General features: G+C 38.4%; 17 protein-coding genes. 1 reads left to right on the top strand and 16 read right to left on the bottom strand.

The features are described from left to right. Window positions 1-207: 207 nt before the first annotated feature. The 5 genes from BTR25_RS09765 to BTR25_RS09750 form a co-directional block, all read right to left on the bottom strand. Window positions 208-2,196: an oxidoreductase gene (locus BTR25_RS09765; protein ID WP_075687877.1), complete on the bottom strand. Its 1,989-nt coding sequence runs from the start codon at window positions 2,194-2,196 to the stop codon at window positions 208-210. Between the two features lie 190 nt (window positions 2,197-2,386). Then, entirely contained in the window at window positions 2,387-3,004 is a 618-nt protein-coding gene (locus BTR25_RS09760; protein ID WP_075687876.1) for an anthranilate synthase component II, read from the bottom strand. A gap of 136 nt (window positions 3,005-3,140) precedes the next feature. Next, window positions 3,141-3,776: an FMN-dependent NADH-azoreductase gene (locus BTR25_RS09755; RefSeq protein WP_075687875.1), complete on the bottom strand. Its 636-nt coding sequence runs from the start codon at window positions 3,774-3,776 to the stop codon at window positions 3,141-3,143. A 150-nt stretch (window positions 3,777-3,926) separates the two neighbouring features. Then, window positions 3,927-4,070, bottom strand: coding sequence for a hypothetical protein (locus tag BTR25_RS27510; protein ID WP_175596740.1), 144 nt, complete (start codon window positions 4,068-4,070; stop codon window positions 3,927-3,929). Between the two features lie 111 nt (window positions 4,071-4,181). Beyond that, on the bottom strand, window positions 4,182-5,210 hold the full coding sequence (locus BTR25_RS09750) for a ThiF family adenylyltransferase (protein ID WP_075687874.1): 1,029 nt from the start codon (window positions 5,208-5,210) through the stop codon (window positions 4,182-4,184). Window positions 5,211-5,430: 220 nt separating this feature from the next. Here BTR25_RS09750 and BTR25_RS09745 point away from each other — a divergent pair, with 220 nt between their 5' ends. Beyond that, window positions 5,431-7,263: an aldehyde ferredoxin oxidoreductase family protein gene (locus BTR25_RS09745; protein ID WP_075687873.1), complete on the top strand. Its 1,833-nt coding sequence runs from the start codon at window positions 5,431-5,433 to the stop codon at window positions 7,261-7,263. Between the two features lie 72 nt (window positions 7,264-7,335). Here the strand turns inward: BTR25_RS09745 and BTR25_RS09740 are convergent, their stop codons facing one another. From BTR25_RS09740 to BTR25_RS09700, 11 genes are all read right to left on the bottom strand, one after another. Beyond that, window positions 7,336-7,608, bottom strand: coding sequence for a MoaD-like domain-containing protein (locus tag BTR25_RS09740; RefSeq protein WP_075687872.1), 273 nt, complete (start codon window positions 7,606-7,608; stop codon window positions 7,336-7,338). Between the two features lies 1 nt (window position 7,609). Continuing rightward, window positions 7,610-7,882: a ubiquitin-like small modifier protein 1 gene (locus tag BTR25_RS09735; RefSeq protein WP_075687871.1), complete on the bottom strand. Its 273-nt coding sequence runs from the start codon at window positions 7,880-7,882 to the stop codon at window positions 7,610-7,612. 117 nt (window positions 7,883-7,999) lie between these two features. Then, the gene (locus BTR25_RS09730; protein ID WP_175596739.1) at window positions 8,000-8,557 is read right to left on the bottom strand and encodes a hypothetical protein; all 558 of its coding nucleotides are present in this window, start codon (window positions 8,555-8,557) and stop codon (window positions 8,000-8,002) included. Further along, a complete protein-coding gene (locus tag BTR25_RS09725; protein ID WP_075687869.1) occupies window positions 8,557-9,192 on the bottom strand; it encodes an SCO family protein in 636 nt (211 codons plus the stop codon). Before BTR25_RS09725 ends, BTR25_RS09730 begins: the two co-directional genes overlap by 1 nt. 213 nt (window positions 9,193-9,405) lie before the next feature. Then, window positions 9,406-11,094 carry a cbb3-type cytochrome c oxidase subunit I gene (locus tag BTR25_RS09720; protein ID WP_075687868.1) on the bottom strand — a complete coding sequence of 563 codons (1,689 nt, stop codon included), beginning with the start codon at window positions 11,092-11,094 and terminating at the stop codon, window positions 9,406-9,408. A gap of 13 nt (window positions 11,095-11,107) precedes the next feature. Continuing rightward, the gene (locus BTR25_RS09715) at window positions 11,108-11,575 is read right to left on the bottom strand and encodes a cytochrome c oxidase subunit II (protein ID WP_075687867.1); all 468 of its coding nucleotides are present in this window, start codon (window positions 11,573-11,575) and stop codon (window positions 11,108-11,110) included. A 15-nt stretch (window positions 11,576-11,590) separates the two neighbouring features. After that, a complete protein-coding gene (locus BTR25_RS27085) occupies window positions 11,591-11,728 on the bottom strand; it encodes a cytochrome c oxidase subunit 2A (protein ID WP_139311210.1) in 138 nt (45 codons plus the stop codon). A gap of 356 nt (window positions 11,729-12,084) precedes the next feature. After that, complete coding sequence (gene cyoE / locus BTR25_RS09710) at window positions 12,085-13,023, bottom strand: heme o synthase (protein ID WP_075687866.1); 939 nt, start codon at window positions 13,021-13,023, stop codon at window positions 12,085-12,087. A gap of 171 nt (window positions 13,024-13,194) precedes the next feature. After that, entirely contained in the window at window positions 13,195-13,368 is a 174-nt protein-coding gene (locus BTR25_RS27505; RefSeq protein WP_175596738.1) for a hypothetical protein, read from the bottom strand. A gap of 102 nt (window positions 13,369-13,470) precedes the next feature. Further along, window positions 13,471-15,216: an aminodeoxychorismate synthase component I gene (gene pabB, locus BTR25_RS09705; RefSeq protein WP_083652313.1), complete on the bottom strand. Its 1,746-nt coding sequence runs from the start codon at window positions 15,214-15,216 to the stop codon at window positions 13,471-13,473. A gap of 11 nt (window positions 15,217-15,227) precedes the next feature. Further along, window positions 15,228-16,280: a threonine aldolase family protein gene (locus BTR25_RS09700; RefSeq protein ID WP_075687864.1), complete on the bottom strand. Its 1,053-nt coding sequence runs from the start codon at window positions 16,278-16,280 to the stop codon at window positions 15,228-15,230. Window positions 16,281-16,607 lie beyond the last annotated feature (327 nt).

The raw sequence follows: 16,607 nt of genomic DNA, 5'->3' as shown, positions 1-16,607 counted from the left end.
AAGTTATTTAAATTATGATAACAAGTGAGAAGTCCTTCCACTAGGTAATATGAATCCTTCTTATACTTTTATCAACTAATATTCCTTTTGCTTTATTCGATTATTTATACAAAATCTCCTCTATTAATTCAACTGAATTTCACCAAATTTCCACATGAACAAAAGGCATAGAGATTCCTCCCTATGCCTTCATTTAATCGTAAATCGTTATGACAAAGTTTCGACTAACTCTTTTCCAACTACTCTATTCGTTACAATTGATTCAAGGACAAATGCTTTCTCAAAGCCATCTTTGATGGCATTGGTTATCGAACCAGGATTAATTGCGTCTCCAATGACAAATACATTTTCAATATATTTCCGATAAGTATCCTCTATAGGATTGAAAGATTTTGTTCCCATCGAGAACACTAGGTGGTCTACCTCTAGTTTCTGCAGAATTCCTTCACCATCAGCTAATAAAACGGCATTTGGCTTTATCTCCACTACTTGATGATCTGTAAGAATTTCTACTCCCGTATTCTTCAAACGAGTGATCAGCATGTGTCTTGTATTTGGAGTAACTTTGCTTCCTGTTTCAGTCGGAACCTCTATTAAAGTCACAAAATTGCCTTGTTTTGCTAACTGGCTTGTTACGCTATAACAAATCATTCCACTGCCTGCTACAGCAATTTTTTTATTTACTAAACCCCTACGTTCCAATAATACATCTTCGTAATCACATACCATTGCCAAATGATTCCCCTCAACGTCCGAAATAATTGGATTGGCACCAGTTGCAATAAATACTGCATATGGCTGCAGTGCTTTTATTTCTTCAATAGTGGCCTCTGTATTTAAACACACATTCACGTTTAAGCGTTTCATTTCGTTGCAGAGATAATCGATCATCCAATTCATTTTTTCTTTTGCTATTGGCTGATGAACAAGGTTCAATTGACCGCCAAGTTTATCATCTTTTTCAAATAAGGTAACATCATACCCCTTTAATGAAAGAACCCTTGCTGCTTCCATGCCAGCTGGTCCACCACCGACAATAGCCACATTCCGCTTGAGTTCGATCTTTCTGAGCTCCGGAAATTCTAATTCTCTTCCTGCTCTAATGTTAATCGAACACTGAATATGACCACCGCTCATTGCAGTTTTTATACAATGCAGACAGGAAATACATTTCCTAATCTCAGTTTCACGGCCTTCCATTGCTTTTTTAGACCATTCTGGGTCGGCAATTTGTCCTCGGCCAATCGCTACAAAATCAGCTTTCCCATCGGATAGGACAGAATTAGCGAATTCAGGTTCACGTATCACCCCCACTGCAATCACAGGAATCTTTACTTCTTTTTTAATTTCTTCAGCTAAGTAAACTCTCCAGCCTTGTTTGTATACTGAAGTCTCAATAACCTTATCCATAGAATCATAGTTTCCAGCACTAATATGAAGAGCATCTACACCTAATTTTTCTAAATACCGAGATATTTTTTTACCTAAGGTTAAATCGATTCCACCTTCAACAAATTCATCGACACTTAATCGCACCGTAACCGGATAGTCGGCACCACACTTTTCTCTAATACCAAGGATAATTTCCTCTAAAAACTTCATTCTATTTTCAAAGTTGCCACCATACTCATCCGTCCGTAAATTGGTATAAGGACTAAGGAACTGGTTAATTAGGTAACCGTGTGCACCATGAACTTCCACCCCGTCAACACCAGCATTTTTACATCGAACTGCAGCTAGCACAAATTTATCAACAATTTCTATCACTTCGGCATTCGATAATTCCCTAGGTTCTTCCCCAATCGCTGCACATGTAACTGGACTCGGTGCGACGATTTGGTTCCCCCCTATTAACTGTGAACTCGATTGTCTTCCTCCATGATGGATTTGCATAAATAGTTTTGTACCATATTTATGTACAGCATTAACTAATCTTAGGATACCGGGAATAAAACGATCATCATCAATTCTTAACTGATTAATAAACCCTTTTCCATATTCGTAATCGATGCATGAAAACTCAACGATGATTAGCCCTGCCCCACCTTTTGCCCGTTCTTCATAATAAGCAATTTGGTGGTCTGTGACCTCCCCATTTGGACCAGACAGATTCGTTCCCATTGGAGGCATAACAACCCTATTTTTTAATTTTAAGTTCCCAATACTTCCTTTTTCGAATAAATGACGGTATTTCATACAAGTCCTCCTTTTGTTTGCTCAATAATTCACAAAGTATTTTAAAAAAATATTTCCAATATTTATTATAAACGAACTAATAAGCTTTTTTGTGAAATAGAAGTGACAAATCATTGCAATTTTAAAAAGAGGCAACTAGTAAGTGCATATTAAATGCCCTTCCATAGTTCCCTCTTAAAAATTGATCGTGTTAAAAACTCAATATCTTGTTTTCATTTTGGAGCGTTACAACTCTATTCCCTTTTGAATTTTCAATAAAATTCCGTAGCATCTCTAATCCTTGTTCCGTCAAAATCGCTTCAGGATGAAATTGAACTCCTTCAACATAATACTGTTGGTGCCTTATTGCCATAATGTCTCCATCTTCACTTTTTGCACTAATCTCAAGACATGTTGGAAGTGTAGCCTCATCCACAATTAGAGAGTGGTATCTGGCTACTTGTAATGGTGATGCTAATTCATGAAATACACCAGTTCCATCATGAATGATTTGTGATGTTTTCCCATGCATGGGTTGTTGTGCTTTTATTATACAAGCTCCAAAAGCTTGGGCGATAATTTGCTGACCAAGGCAAACACCTAAGATAGGAAAACTCGAATGCAGCCTCTTTACCACTTCAAGACAAATACCAGCAGAGTCCGGATTACCTGGTCCTGGTGAAAGTAGAATTTGATCCGGATTCAATGCTTCGATTTCTTCTATTGTCAGCTTGTCATTACGTCGGACCACAACATCTTCGCCAATTTCACGAATATATTGCACTAAATTGAAGGTGAATGAGTCATAGTTATCAATTACTAATAGCATATCTTCGGCTCCGTCCCTTCTATTATCAAATACACCAAGTTAATTATAATAACCTATCATGGACATGTGAAGAAAAATATTTATCCAGTCCAAAAAGGGCCGCAATAATTTGCGACCCTCCTAGGTTAATTCAGAATTAAAAGGTATGTGCCAGATCTTTTGCACGTGCAATTGCATTTTCTTTAATCTCTTGTGCACGTTCTGGTTGAGCATTATGACCTTCCACAAATAAACCTTCAAATGTAGGTACTCCATAAAATTGCATCATGATCCCAATATAGCGATGCCCCATCTCCATTGCAGCAGCAGGACCTTCAGAATAAAATCCACCACGAGCTTGAATATGTAATGCTTTTTTATCGGATAAAAGACCTACTGGACCTTGTTCCGTATATTTGAAGGTCTTACCAGCAACAGATACAGCGTCTAAATAGGCTTTCATGACAGGTGGAAAAGAAAAATTCCACAATGGGGTTACAAAGACATATTTATCTGCAGAAATAAACTGTTCGCAAAGTTCAGAAAGTCGACCAACTTTGGCTTTTTCTTCTGAGGAGAGAGCATCAAATTCTTGACCGGACCTAAGTTTTCCCCAGCCATTAAAAACATCCACGTCAATTTGAGGAATATTTTCTGTGTAAAGATCAAGGTTTATTATTTCATGGTCAGGATGAACTTCCTTGTACGAATCAATAAAAGCCTTTCCGACTGCCATACTATAGGACATTGTATCATCGTGGGGATGTGCTGTAATATACAATACTTTGGTCACAAGTATCCCTTCCTTTTCTTATTCATTGGTATATTCTAGTTTGTGTATAATTTTATTTGGTATACAACGTTAACCTTCCTAAATATGGTATTACTAGTTGGAAGCCCATAGAAAAAGGGACATGCCTTTATGACAAATCCCTCTTCATAACTATTCACCTTTTTCATTGCTATATGGGTTTCCACTAATACTCGCCCTAATTTCATCAGTCAATGTAAACGGTTCATTAACTAAAACACTCGAACTTTCATTATTTTGTACACTACCATCATAGTGAATTGGCTTTTCGTTCATCTTCATTCACCTCCATAGATATAGTATTATTTTACTATGGAAGATTCATTATTAATAGGTAATTATTAATATTCTGAAAAATTATATCTATTCAAATTCTTATAGTCCGCTCTAGTTACCTATATACTTTGAAAAAAGTGATTTTGCTTTTACTAGATCATTTGTCCCATGCACCAATACGCGACCATCCTTAAATAAGACCATCGAAATACCTTCTTCTGGAGTAAACCGGATTAAAAACTGATTTCCCGTTACCTTTCCATTCTTCTTCAGTTGATCAGCAAGCTGAAGTAAATCCCTTTCACGCTTCTCCCTAAAATAAATCTGTACAGTATCTCGTCCACAAAGTGTGCTATATGATTCTTGGAGACTTGACGAACGGTCTAAAAAATCGAATTGGTGCTCTGCACATGTAGGACAATTTGGATTTCGCCCCTCCGAAATATCCATTTGAAAAAAACTCGTGTCCCAAATATCAAGTTGTTCCAGGTTATGTGTTGTTTCTGCCCCTACCAGCAGTTTCATTACTTCGATTGCCTGAAAACTACCAATAATGTCCGTAAGCGGAGACAATACACCAATCGTATCACAGGTTTCCCCCCTGCCTGAGGGGACGTGTGGAAACAAGCAGCGATAGCAGGGTGTTATCCCGGGTTTTATTACGGCAAACATGCCTCTTGAACTAACAGCTGCACCATGCACCCAGGGAATATTAAATTTAATGCTTATATCATTAATCAAAAATCGGGTCATAAAATTATCTGTTCCATCCACAATCACGTCAAACCCTGCTAATAATTCCTCAGCGTTATCTAAATTTACATCAGCGATCACCGCTTCGACCATTACATCGGAATTAATTTTCTCGAGTCTCTTCTTTGCAGCAACAGCCTTGGGGAGATTTAAAGAAGCGTCTTCTTCATTAAAAAGCATTTGACGCTGCAAATTTGATTTTTCAACATAATCCCGATCAATTAAACGAATAGTGCCCACACCTGACCTGACAAGATGATTTGCACTTACTGTTCCAAGTGCCCCCACCCCGACAATGGCAACTTTGCTAGTCAATAATTTATCCTGACCCTCTGTCCCAATACGGGAAAAAAGAATCTGTCTTGAGTAACGTTCTGAAACAGTCATGAAATTCCTCTTTTCTAAAAAAGTATGTCAAAAGCAAGAGGCAAATTATTGTAATTTAATTTTAATTGAATTTTATAAAAATTTAAATATAAAATATCTACAAATAATTGTATAATAGTAATTGGGTTTATTTATAAATTTTGGAGAAAATCCCTAATAATACATATTACAAACATAGGGATTTATATTTATCTTTTTAAAATGATAGGGAGGGAAAACTTTGAATCTAGGTGGTTTTAAAAACAAAGAAGTAGTGGTTGATTTATCAGCAGGAGTTGTTGATTACAGAGCACTTAACGAAGACGATGCGAAAAAGTACATTGGCGGTCGCGGACTAGGTGTTAAATATGTTTTAGATAACGGCCCGGAGGTAGAGCCGCTATCAGAAGAAAATATTCTATGTATCATGACTGGCCCCGTTACAGGATCACGGTCTTCGATGAGCGGACGCCTTTGTGTCGTGACTAAGTCACCGCTGACTGGAACTGTAACGGATTCCCATATGGGTGGATGGACAGCTGCACGTCTAAAGTGGGCTGGGGTTGATAATATCATTTTCAAAGGCAAAAGTGATCGACCTGTTTACCTCTACATTGAAGATGGTCAAGCTGAGTTACGAGATGCATCAGATTTATGGGGAAAAGGCACGAGAGAAACGGTAAAAACACTGCAAGCGAAGTACGGTGAACAAGACCTTAGTGTCATGACAATTGGTCAGGCTGGGGAAAATACCGTTCGTTTTGCATCTTTTATTAATGAGCATGACCGTGCTGCCGGGCGTGGCGGTACCGCTGCTGTCGCTGGGTATAAAAAGTTAAAAGCGATTGTGATCAAAGCAGTACAAAAAGGAAATATGCCGCAACCAAAACTTGAAATCGAATACAAGGAAGCAAATAAGAAGGCAGTAAAAGCGATTCTTGATGGCGGTTTAACTGCTCCAAACAAAGGCGGTCTTTCTGTCTACGGAACAAACGTTTTAACCAACATTATTAATGAAGTTGGTGCCCTTCCTACTAAGAACTCTCAATTTACACATTGGGATCAAGCTGAAAAGCACAGTGGTGAGTATGTAAACAAACACTTGTTAGTTTCTAACAATACCTGCCACGCCTGCCCTGTCGGCTGTAAAATCGAAGTAGAAGTGAAAGATGGGAAGTATAAAACCAGAGTGGAAAGCTTTGAGTTTGAATCTTCTTGGTCACTTGGCTCTAACTGTTTATTAAGTGATTCAGAGGCAATTGCTTATTTAATTGATCAATGTAATGAATATGGACTAGATACAATTGAACTAGGACATTGTTTCTCCGTAACAATGGAAGCTTATGAAAAAGGCTTAATCACAGAGGAGCTTATCTGGGGCGACGCTGACAGCATGATTGAATTAACGAAGAGAATTGCTCACCGTGAAGGTTTTGGAGGACTATTAGCAGAAGGTCCAGCAAGAGCAACTGCTTCCTGGGGTGCACCAGAACTTTCTATGAGTGTAAAAGGTCAGTCCATTCCTGCCTATGATCCGCGTGGTATCCAAGGAATTGGTCTTGGTTATGCAACTAGTAACCGTGGCGCCTGTCACCTTCGCGGCTATACGGTAGCGAGTGAAATTGCTGGGATTCCAGAACCAACTGATCGATTAAAAGCAGAAGGAAAAGGCGAATTGTTAAAGGTATTCCAAGACATGCTAGCCTTCTCTGATTCTATGAATATTTGTAAGTTCTCTTCTTTCTCTGAGAATGCTGAGCATTATGCTGAGCAATACGGCTCAATGACTGGGATTCCAATGACGGCTGAAGACGTGATGAAGGCTGGGGAAAGAATCTATAACCTTGAGCGTTACTATAATAATCTTGCGGGCTTTAATAAAGAGGAAGATGACTATCTTCCAAAACGTTTCACAGAAGAGCCTGGTTCAGGCAATAGTGCTGGCGAAGTAAGCCGCATGGATATTATGCTTGATGAATACTATGATGTGCGCGGCTGGAAAAACGGAGTGGTAACAGAAGAAAAGCTTCGTGAACTTGACATTATCGGTGCTGAAAATCTGCCGGTAGAATAATAGGAATACAAAAAATGACGTGTGTTGCTGCACACGTCATTTTTGCTTATTCATTTTCTAATATGCCCGTAACTACCCGCCGATTCTCCTAGTTTTCACACGGTAGTTTTTCACAAGTTCTTGAAGGGTATTTTCATCTTCAGCGATAAATTTTATCTGAACAGCGTTTACTTTAAAGGTAGAGGTGATTGTCAGCTCCTCTTCTGTTAAGATATGTCCACTCCAGCCCTTCCCTTCATATATGTAAGGAAAGCTTTTCGTTACTGATTTTCCACCCAGTTCTTCAAAATACATTCCAAGATGCTCTACCCTAATTCCACGGAATTCAAGATCCAGTACTGCCATATTAACCACCTGCCACTGGCGGAAATAGGGCAAATTGATCCGTTTCCATTACAATAGTCTGCAGCCCATCAAGATGTATGATATTTCTTCCATTAATAAATACATGAACAAATGGGAGAAGTTCCTTTTCAGCATTGAATATTTCATCCTTTAAATCTGGGAACATTTCAACCATTCTATCTAATACGTCAATTACCCGTTTACCCTCAGATTGGACCTCTACTGATACTCCCCCGCAAATATCCCGAAGATTTGCAAACACTCTAACTAACATAAAGATCACTCCTCTCTCTACTACTCTACTTAAATAGTAAATCTATTTGAAAGCATTGTCATCCTCTTTATAAAATAAAAACAGCCAGAGTTAACACCCCTGACTGATCTTATATTATTATTCATACTGTGAAGGGTCTACGAAATAGCTGTAGCCTAAATAGAGGACCATACAGATTGCAGTTAGGATAAACCCCCACCCTAACGTGACTTGTTCGATGATTAAATAGTTATTGCATAGCTGCACGGGTGATCCTGTATATAACCAACCCATTGCGATAAATAGAATGGTGAATACAATTATGACACTATTCCGACCGATTGGTTTGAGTTTTTTCCAGCTATCTCTTAATGGGACACCAGCTAGGAATGGCAGGCTGATAAATTTAAAAGTTTCCACCGCAGTTACTGTTAAAGCTTCATCCATTGTACGCGGAAGCATCCAATAGACCATAACAATCACGAATAATAAGATTCCAGGTATACCATTATGATTATATTTCTCGAAAAAACTCGGGAACTTTAGTTGAAAAAATCGCTCCATTAAAACTCCCGCAATCACAAGCATCGGCATTTGCATATGCATATGGATAATCATGACTGACTCCATAAAGTCTGCAATTGGTGGGACTAGGAGAAAAATGAATAGCAGGAGGCCATAAAGTGATTGGTTCATTATTGATCCCCCGCTTCTCGTTCAAGGATACTAACCACGGTTTCAGCCGCTTCATCAATCTTCGTATAGTCCATCACATTTACTAGACTTCCGTTTCTATCTACTAAATAAAACGCAGAGTTATGTGCGAAATTTCCATTTTCATCGGGGATTACAATGACCCCAAACTGTTCTAGCAATCGATTTAATTCATACTGGTCAGGAATTCTTGCCATCCTCCAGGTTTCCCCGTCACTATTAAAAAAATCTTTATATTTATTCAATGTTGCTGGGTCATCTCTTTCAGGATCAAAGCTGATACTTAAAAAAGTGATATCTTTCCCAATATATTCTTTCGGTATCTTGTTATATACTTGAGCCATGTTATATTCTAATTCGGGACAAACCGTTGTACAGGCAGTGTATAGAAAGGTAATAAATACATACTGATCATTAAATTCCGAAAAATCATATTTTCGGCCATTGCTGTCTTCGAGTGTTACTTGCGGAAATTTCGGCTGATCCTCTATTAGCTTGTTTACTCTTGCGGTTTCTGCTGTATAGGCTGTAAATCCATCCGTCCCGACATAAAACAATCCTATTCCAAACAATAAGACGACAACCATTGAAATGATGTATGGCTTATTGTTGATCATCGAGATCACATCCAACTATATTTTTCTTTTTATATCATCCTATAGAGTGAAAGAGATAGCCCAAAACGATTCGAACTATCTCTTCTTTCATTGTCAAACTTCAGCGCCTAGGGGCTCTGGTCATAAGCCAATCCACCAAGAAGGTTAAAGAGCAACCTTCTCGCCGGCTCGTCTAGACGCATGCCCCTGGGCAAGGCGCTTCCGCTTTTCTTTTTACCAAGTCCTTATTGGTGGTGATCCCGGAGGTGCATTTACGATAAATTCGGTTAATGGCATTACGTATGCCATTGAAACTACAATTAGCATTACAATAATCCATAAGCCCCAACGCTCTGTCCAATATGGAGTTTTTGTTGCATTTTCTTCTTCTTCCGCAATCGGGAATTCGGTTTCCCCTTTTGGTGCAAAGAACATCATATTGAATACTGCATACACTTGAAGAATAACACCGACCATTAATAACGTTCCGCCAACGGCTAAGAAGGTCAAGTATGGATCCCAGCTCAAGGCGGTTGCATGATCGCCATAGGTTGTATAAGAAGTTCTACGTGGTGAACCTAGTAATCCAACCCAGTGCATTGCCATTGACATACAAACCATACCTATTGTCCAGATCCAAGTTTGAATGACACCTAATTTATTCATTTGTGGGGTTAATACTCTTCCTGAAATATATGGAACTAACCAATAACTCACTCCAAAGAATGTCATAACAACGGACATTCCGAGTGTTAAGTGGAAGTGTCCAACAATCCACATCGTATTATGAACAACCTGGTCTAATTGGTTTGTGCTTTGAGCAATACCGCCTGCACCCGCTGGGATAAATGCTACCATTGCGATAAACGGTGCTAGGAAACGAACATCTCCCCAAGGCATTTTCTTCCACCAGCCGACTAATCCTTTACCGCCCTTTTTACGAGCCGTTCTTTCAAAGACAGCGAACATGGCGAAGGCCGTCATTAAAGATGGGAAACCAATCGCTAAACTCATGAATACATGCATGAATTTAACTGCTCCTGTAATACCAGGGTCAACAATTTGATGGTGGAACCCACCTGTAATGTTCATGACTACTAAAGCAATTATAACCACTCGAGTTAAAATATCACTCCAACGTTTTCCACCGATAATTTTTGGAACTACTACGTACCATGCTGAAACAGCTGTTAAATACCAAATATTAACTAAAGTGTGACCAAAAGCCCAGAACAGGGTGCGTGCAACCATAACGTTGATTGTTTCAACCCAGCCCAATGACCAAGGAATAATCAGAACGACTACTTCTACTGCTACAAACAGGGAAGCGAAGAACAATAGTACGAATACACCTGTAGCAAAGTATGAAAGAATTGGAACATGTTGTCCCTTATTATTTTTTCGCCAATTGGCAACTTGGATGAATCCTCCAACACAGCACATCAATACTCCAACTACGATTAATGCTAAACCAATATAAAATGCTGGGTGTGCGGCCATTGGTGGATAGAAAGTATACATGACGGATGCTTCATTCATTAAAATAGGGATAACGGCTAAGACAAATCCGACAATCTTTAATCCAAAACCAAACCAGGCAATCTTCCTGACTTTTGGTAGTAACCCTCCTAGATTATGAGAAAGGGTCGCATAAAAGTAACCGATTGTAAAGAAAGCTGTTAGTACTAGAATTAGTAATATTCCATGCGCTGTAAGCACTTGATAATAATTGAACCACGTTGGTAATTCCAATAGTCCTGCGCGGTTTAATCCTTGCAGCAATCCTAAAAATCCACCAAGAAATAATGCGATAAATGCTACAGATATATATGATTTCGTTAATCTTCCATCTTCTTGGCTTATTCCAAGTGCGTAATTTGTTTTATCTCGAAATGATGGCTGTAATGCCGCTTCTGATCTCATTTTTACTTCCCCCCTATTTAACCGTGATCGTTGTACTCATTACTTGGTGTCCAGCACCACAATATTCGTTACAAATCACTAAATAGCTTCCAGCTTTATCAAATTTTTGGGTGATTTTTTGGATATGCCCTGGCATTACCATTGCATTAATATTTGTATTGGCCACTTGGAACCCGTGTACAACATCCTTTGATGTAAGAATAAAGTGAACCGTTGCACCCTCAGGTACTTCGATGTTATTTGGAGTAAAACCAAATGCTTGTAACGTCATTACCACTTCATATTCATTGTCACCGATTTGTTTAATGCCTGGATTATCAAATGGGGTAATTTCATCTACTCTTTGTGGATCAATCGTCTCCATATTACTTGGTGGAGCCATTCCTAATGCGAAAGCTTGATATCCGGTAATTAGCATAAAACCCATAATCATCCCGAAACTCAGAAACAGCCAAATTTTTTCATCAAGATGCATTTTCATTTTTTCTTTCCCCCTTTAAAATCTGTCCATATAAAATCCATATAGTAATAGATACGTAGCAAGAATAACTACACCCACTACTGTTACGGAAATCCATGTCCCTTTTAGTGGTTCGTCCTGCACTTTATCTTTCTTTTCCTTTACTGCTCCCATCTTCCCTCAACCCCCTTAATGTCTTCTTACTTCCAATATAGTTGCGAACAGTTCTCAATGTAGTGAACTGAATCACGCATAAAGGTAGGTTTTTATTACCTAAAAGTTCGTTCATTATTTCACTAATAGGTGTACCTAAAGACGAAACCTTGATACAGCAGACTTTTATTCACTATTTATACCTTATTTACGCAAAAATTTATTATTTAAATATATTGAATAGACAAAGACATAACTGTATATTAAAAATGACAAAATTGTGAACAAACAAAACTCCATGAAAAAAAGCTGCCCTATTGTTTGCGGTTTGATTGCAAACTCTAGGACAGCTTTCATCGATTGAAATAATGTTGAAATTATCTAAACCATGGTAATGTCACGACGATCATTAGAAGAAATAACAAGGTTAAGTAATTTACTGAAAAAATAAAGTTTATATGAGCCCATTTATGATTATTCTTCGTAAAAAATCCACTGATACATAATCCTAACCAGCTAATGTTTAATATCGTAGCGATTAAAATAAAAATCGGACCAAGGTCTATCATTAGAAAGGGCAGTGGCAGTAAACAGATAATATATCCTAGTGTATGACGCTTCGTTACATCAAACCCACGTACCACCGGGAGCATCGCTACACCGGCTGCTTTATATTCATGATACTTCTTAATTGCAATGGCATACGTATGCGGCATTTGCCAAATAAACAAGAGAAGAAAAAGGATAATAGGAATTAGATTCATGTCCGGTTGAACTGCTGCCCAGCCGATTAATGGTGTGACCGCACCTGAAACACTTCCTATGATTGTATTAAACGTATATCTGCGTTTTGACCACATTGTATAGAGAAGCACATAGGTAATCCAGCCAATAAAGGCATAAAATGCTGTATCAAGGGTTGTAAATAGTAAAAGGATAAAACCAAATAAGGTCAATACAATTCCTGACCACAGAACCACATTTAAAGAGATATTCCCGGTTACCGTTGGTCTCTTTTTCGTTCGTTCCATGACTTTGTCTATGTCAGCATCATACCAGTTATTTAAAAGCAGTGCCCCCGCCATTACCATCGTACTACCTGTCATTAACAAGACAAAAACATTTATATAATCAATAAAAGCAAGATGATTGAAATAAAGAGCCAACCAAAACCCTGTAAAGACAGGTAAAACATTAGCGATTAATACTGGCGCTTTAAAAAGTAACTTTAAGTCAGTCATGATTGTAGAAGTTCTATTACTTGATAGTGACTCCTTCTTTATCTTTGGTAATGAAAACACTACATCTCTAGTCATTTAATCCCTCCCAAACTTACTCCTATTATACATTAAAACATAAATCAACATCGTCTTTGATGATTTATCTCACTTTTATAGGAATAGCCCTTTTTCATTAAACCATAACCGCACAAATAAAAACACCTTATTCTATTGGTAGAATGAGGTGTTTTTTTGACTTGTAATTGTTTAGTCTTGATAATTAGATAGTTGCTGTTGTACGGATTGCAGTGACGAGATCGCTTGCTGGATTTTGTTTTTGTTGTCTTCCTTTTCAACAGTGTTAAGTGCTTGCTGTAGTGAGTCCACTGTATTTTGGACAGAAGACATGCTTTGATCAACATATTGTTTTGCATTTGGCATATGTACTTTCCTCCTTTTATCATGTTCAAGAGTAGTATGTACATATATCAAATTTATATTTCTAACAATAATGTGATTGACGCAGAAAAGTGGTTGTATTTCTTAGGTTAGTTTAACTTCTACCCATTTTCTCACACTATTGATGAACCAAATTTCTGTAGACCTTTTTAAATCTGATTTGGTTAATAGTCTTTCTTTTATTTCTCCGGATTGTAATAACCTTTCACGGAAGGTCCCTGCTAATAAACCACTCTCCACGGGCGGGGTCCACAGACCACCGTCTATCTTAAGAACGACATTACCGTTCGTAAATTCTGTTATCTCACCGTCTTCGTTCCAGAGCAAGATATCGAAAACACCAGAAGGCTTTTTCATTTGAAAGGAAGAGTACACCTTCCGATTCGTCGTCTTATGGTATAAAAATAGATTATTCTTATCAAGAGGTTCTTCAGCAAGTATCACCTTCAAACTGGGATACTCTGGGCTAATATCCTGACCTTCAATGGTTATTTCACCATCTGCTGCTAGTAAGAAACGAACCTTAAATTTGCCTGTAAAATTAATGCTCGCGAACTCATCTAAGGTGTCCGTTATCTCTAGCAGGTTGAAAGGAAACTGAAAGTAATTCGCCGACCGTTCTAACCGTTTGAGATGCTCTTCAAATAAAAAGTAGGCTCCAGTGTCCAGCAGAAAACTTTCTAGCAGTTGGAATTCTCCTCTTTCTGTTTCAAGCAGTTTGGCTTTTGCTAAAACTTCATGATATTCCCCTTCTGAGGTGGAGTCCCAAGTAATTCCTCCGCCCACTCCATAGGTTGCTCTCCCCGTCTGGTGATCAATTAAGACGGTTCTTATTGGAACGTTAAAGATCGCTTCTCGTTTAGGGGTGATATACCCAATCGCTCCGCAATAAACCTCCCTTGGTGATGTTTCAAGTTCTGAGATGACCTTCATCGTACTTATCTTTGGTGCACCAGTTATGGACCCACAAGGAAACAATGCTTTAAAAATATCCACGAGGGATGTATTTTTAGCCAATTGGGCTGTAATGGTTGAGGTCATTTGATGGACGGTTGGATATTGCTCAATTTCAAATAGCTTATCAACCTTTACTGTACCAGGCTCTGCAACCACACCTAAATCATTTCGCAGCAAATCCACAATCATTACATTCTCAGCCCGGTCTTTTACTGAATGGTACAGTTCACTTGCCTTTGCCGTATCTTCCGCAAATGACTTACCTCTATTCGTTGTACCTTTCATTGGCCTCGTTGTAATTTTGTCTCCTTCCAGGCGGAAAAACAATTCAGGGGATGCCGATAATATACTATGTTCGCCTGTATGAATATACGCACAATAGTTAGAAGACTGTGCCTTCTTCAGCACCTCAAAAAATGCAGCATCATCCCCTGCGAACTGGGAATGTAAACGGATGGTATAATTCGTCTGGTAGGTATCTCCGTTCTTTATATGGTCCTTAATCCTCATAATAGATTGATTGTACTCATCCTTAGTAACGGATGGCTGCCATTTTGCTATTTTATATTCGCCAGTACTATTAATTGCTTCAATCGTTGGTTCTGAAAAAAGTCCAAACCAGAGATAGGGCATTTTACTCCCGCTTTTTACCTTGTTTGCAGGATCAAAGGCAGCAGCACTTTCGTATGACAAAAATCCTGCTGCATAATAACCGTGATCTACTGCCTCTTCAACTAGCTGTAAGTTCGTCAATACCTCATCTAAGGTATAAGCAATCAATACTTTGTGAGGATTCTTAAAAGTGCAAGGTTTTATCTTTCCATCTGAACCAGCAAATTCAAATGATAAAAGAGGCTTCATGTTAGTATTCATCCTTTTCTTCCTTATAAGAGCGATTTTTCCAAGCTGTCTACCTGATATCTTTTTAATTCATCGATAAAAGCTGTTACTGCTTCCTCTTTCGTCGCCCAAGATGTGACTAAACGAATAGCTGAGAAACCAGACTCACCCTTTTCCCAAATATGAAAGGTAAAGTTTTTCTGCATTTCTGAAATGAATGCATTCGGCAGAATTGGAAAAATTTGATTGGAAGCTGAATGAGTTAAAAAAGTAATACTTGATTTACTGAGTTCATCTCTTAACATCGCTGCCATTTTATTCGCATGTGCCGCAAGCTCAAAGAATAAATCATCACGAAAAAGCTCCATAAACTGTATACCGAGAAGTCTACCTTTCGCAAGCAAGGCCCCTTTTTGCTTCATATGGTAGCGGAAGTCCTCTTTCAAAGAGTCACGGCAAATGACTAAAGCTTCTCCAAGTAGTGCCCCATTCTTTGTACCGCCAATGTAAAAGGCATCCACAAGAGAAGGCAGGTCACTTAACTTTAGGTCGTTCTCATCAGAACACAAGGCCGAACCCAGTCTGGCACCATCCATATACAAGAAGAGCTTTTGCTCATCACAGAAATTTCGGAGCTCTTCTAGTTCACTTTTTGTATAAATTGAACCTATTTCAGTTGAATTCGATATGTATACTAGCTTTGGCTTCACCATATGCTCGTCTGCATGTGCTTCGAGAACACCAGACAAGTCTGAAGCTGTTAGTTTTCCGTTTTCTGTATCAATTGATAAGATTTTATGCCCTGTTGCCTCAATTGCACCGGTTTCATGCCCAAGAATATGTCCAGTGCTCGCAGCTATTGCCGCTTCATGGGGTCTCAAAAAGGCGGAGATTGCAATAAGGTTCGTTTGTGTTCCTCCAGAAAGTAAGTGGATATCAACATTCTGTGCACCCATTTTTTCTTTTAACAATTCAACGGCCCCTAGTGTAAAGCGGTCTTCCCCATACCCATCCTCTTGCACTAGGTTTGACTCCATTAAGGCAGTTAAAATACGAGGATGTGCTCCCTCGCTGTAATCATTTTTAAAACTGTACATTCTATTGCCCCCGTTATTTTTTTTACTATTGTATCATCTTTTCATTTAACATAGCATTTTTAAAAATCTAAACAACAGAATAAAAAAAGCTATTCGTTTTACACTAACAGTAGTGTTATTCAACTAACACTATACTTCAATGTGGAGGGATGCACTTTGAATATTCTCATAACCCTATTTTTCAACCTTTTATTAATAGGCACAAAAGCCGTCAACTTACTTGATGATGTCTTGACATTGGTCAAACGTTTGATAAGAAGACCAGCTTTAATTTAACTTGAATATTCTTTAATGTTTCATTCTGTTTCGCATTGTAGTATGAAAAAG

It is taken from the genome of Bacillus sp. MRMR6 (assembly GCF_001940785.1).
Lineage (GTDB): Bacteria > Bacillota > Bacilli > Bacillales > Cytobacillaceae > Neobacillus.
This window is presented reverse-complemented; position numbering and strand designations above follow the sequence as displayed.

What these genes read in the sequence shown, in the direction of transcription:
- BTR25_RS09765 (WP_075687877.1), bottom strand. Translation starts at nt 2,196, where the DNA reads ATGAAATACCGTCATTTATTCGAAAAAGGAAGTATTGGGAACTTAAAA.
- BTR25_RS09760 (WP_075687876.1), bottom strand. Translation starts at nt 3,004, where the DNA reads ATGCTATTAGTAATTGATAACTATGACTCATTCACCTTCAATTTAGTG.
- BTR25_RS27510 (WP_175596740.1), bottom strand. Translation starts at nt 4,070, where the DNA reads ATGAACGAAAAGCCAATTCACTATGATGGTAGTGTACAAAATAATGAA.
- BTR25_RS09750 (WP_075687874.1), bottom strand. Translation starts at nt 5,210, where the DNA reads ATGACTGTTTCAGAACGTTACTCAAGACAGATTCTTTTTTCCCGTATT.
- BTR25_RS09740 (WP_075687872.1), bottom strand. Translation starts at nt 7,608, where the DNA reads ATGGCAGTACTGGATCTTGAATTCCGTGGAATTAGGGTAGAGCATCTT.
- BTR25_RS09735 (WP_075687871.1), bottom strand. Translation starts at nt 7,882, where the DNA reads ATGTTAGTTAGAGTGTTTGCAAATCTTCGGGATATTTGCGGGGGAGTA.
- BTR25_RS09730 (WP_175596739.1), bottom strand. Translation starts at nt 8,557, where the DNA reads ATGAACCAATCACTTTATGGCCTCCTGCTATTCATTTTTCTCCTAGTC.
- BTR25_RS09725 (WP_075687869.1), bottom strand. Translation starts at nt 9,192, where the DNA reads ATGATCAACAATAAGCCATACATCATTTCAATGGTTGTCGTCTTATTG.
- BTR25_RS09720 (WP_075687868.1), bottom strand. Translation starts at nt 11,094, where the DNA reads ATGAGATCAGAAGCGGCATTACAGCCATCATTTCGAGATAAAACAAAT.
- BTR25_RS09715 (WP_075687867.1), bottom strand. Translation starts at nt 11,575, where the DNA reads ATGAAAATGCATCTTGATGAAAAAATTTGGCTGTTTCTGAGTTTCGGG.
- BTR25_RS27085 (WP_139311210.1), bottom strand. Translation starts at nt 11,728, where the DNA reads ATGGGAGCAGTAAAGGAAAAGAAAGATAAAGTGCAGGACGAACCACTA.
- cyoE (WP_075687866.1), bottom strand. Translation starts at nt 13,023, where the DNA reads ATGACTAGAGATGTAGTGTTTTCATTACCAAAGATAAAGAAGGAGTCA.
- BTR25_RS27505 (WP_175596738.1), bottom strand. Translation starts at nt 13,368, where the DNA reads ATGCCAAATGCAAAACAATATGTTGATCAAAGCATGTCTTCTGTCCAA.
- pabB (WP_083652313.1), bottom strand. Translation starts at nt 15,216, where the DNA reads ATGAATACTAACATGAAGCCTCTTTTATCATTTGAATTTGCTGGTTCA.
- BTR25_RS09700 (WP_075687864.1), bottom strand. Translation starts at nt 16,280, where the DNA reads ATGTACAGTTTTAAAAATGATTACAGCGAGGGAGCACATCCTCGTATT.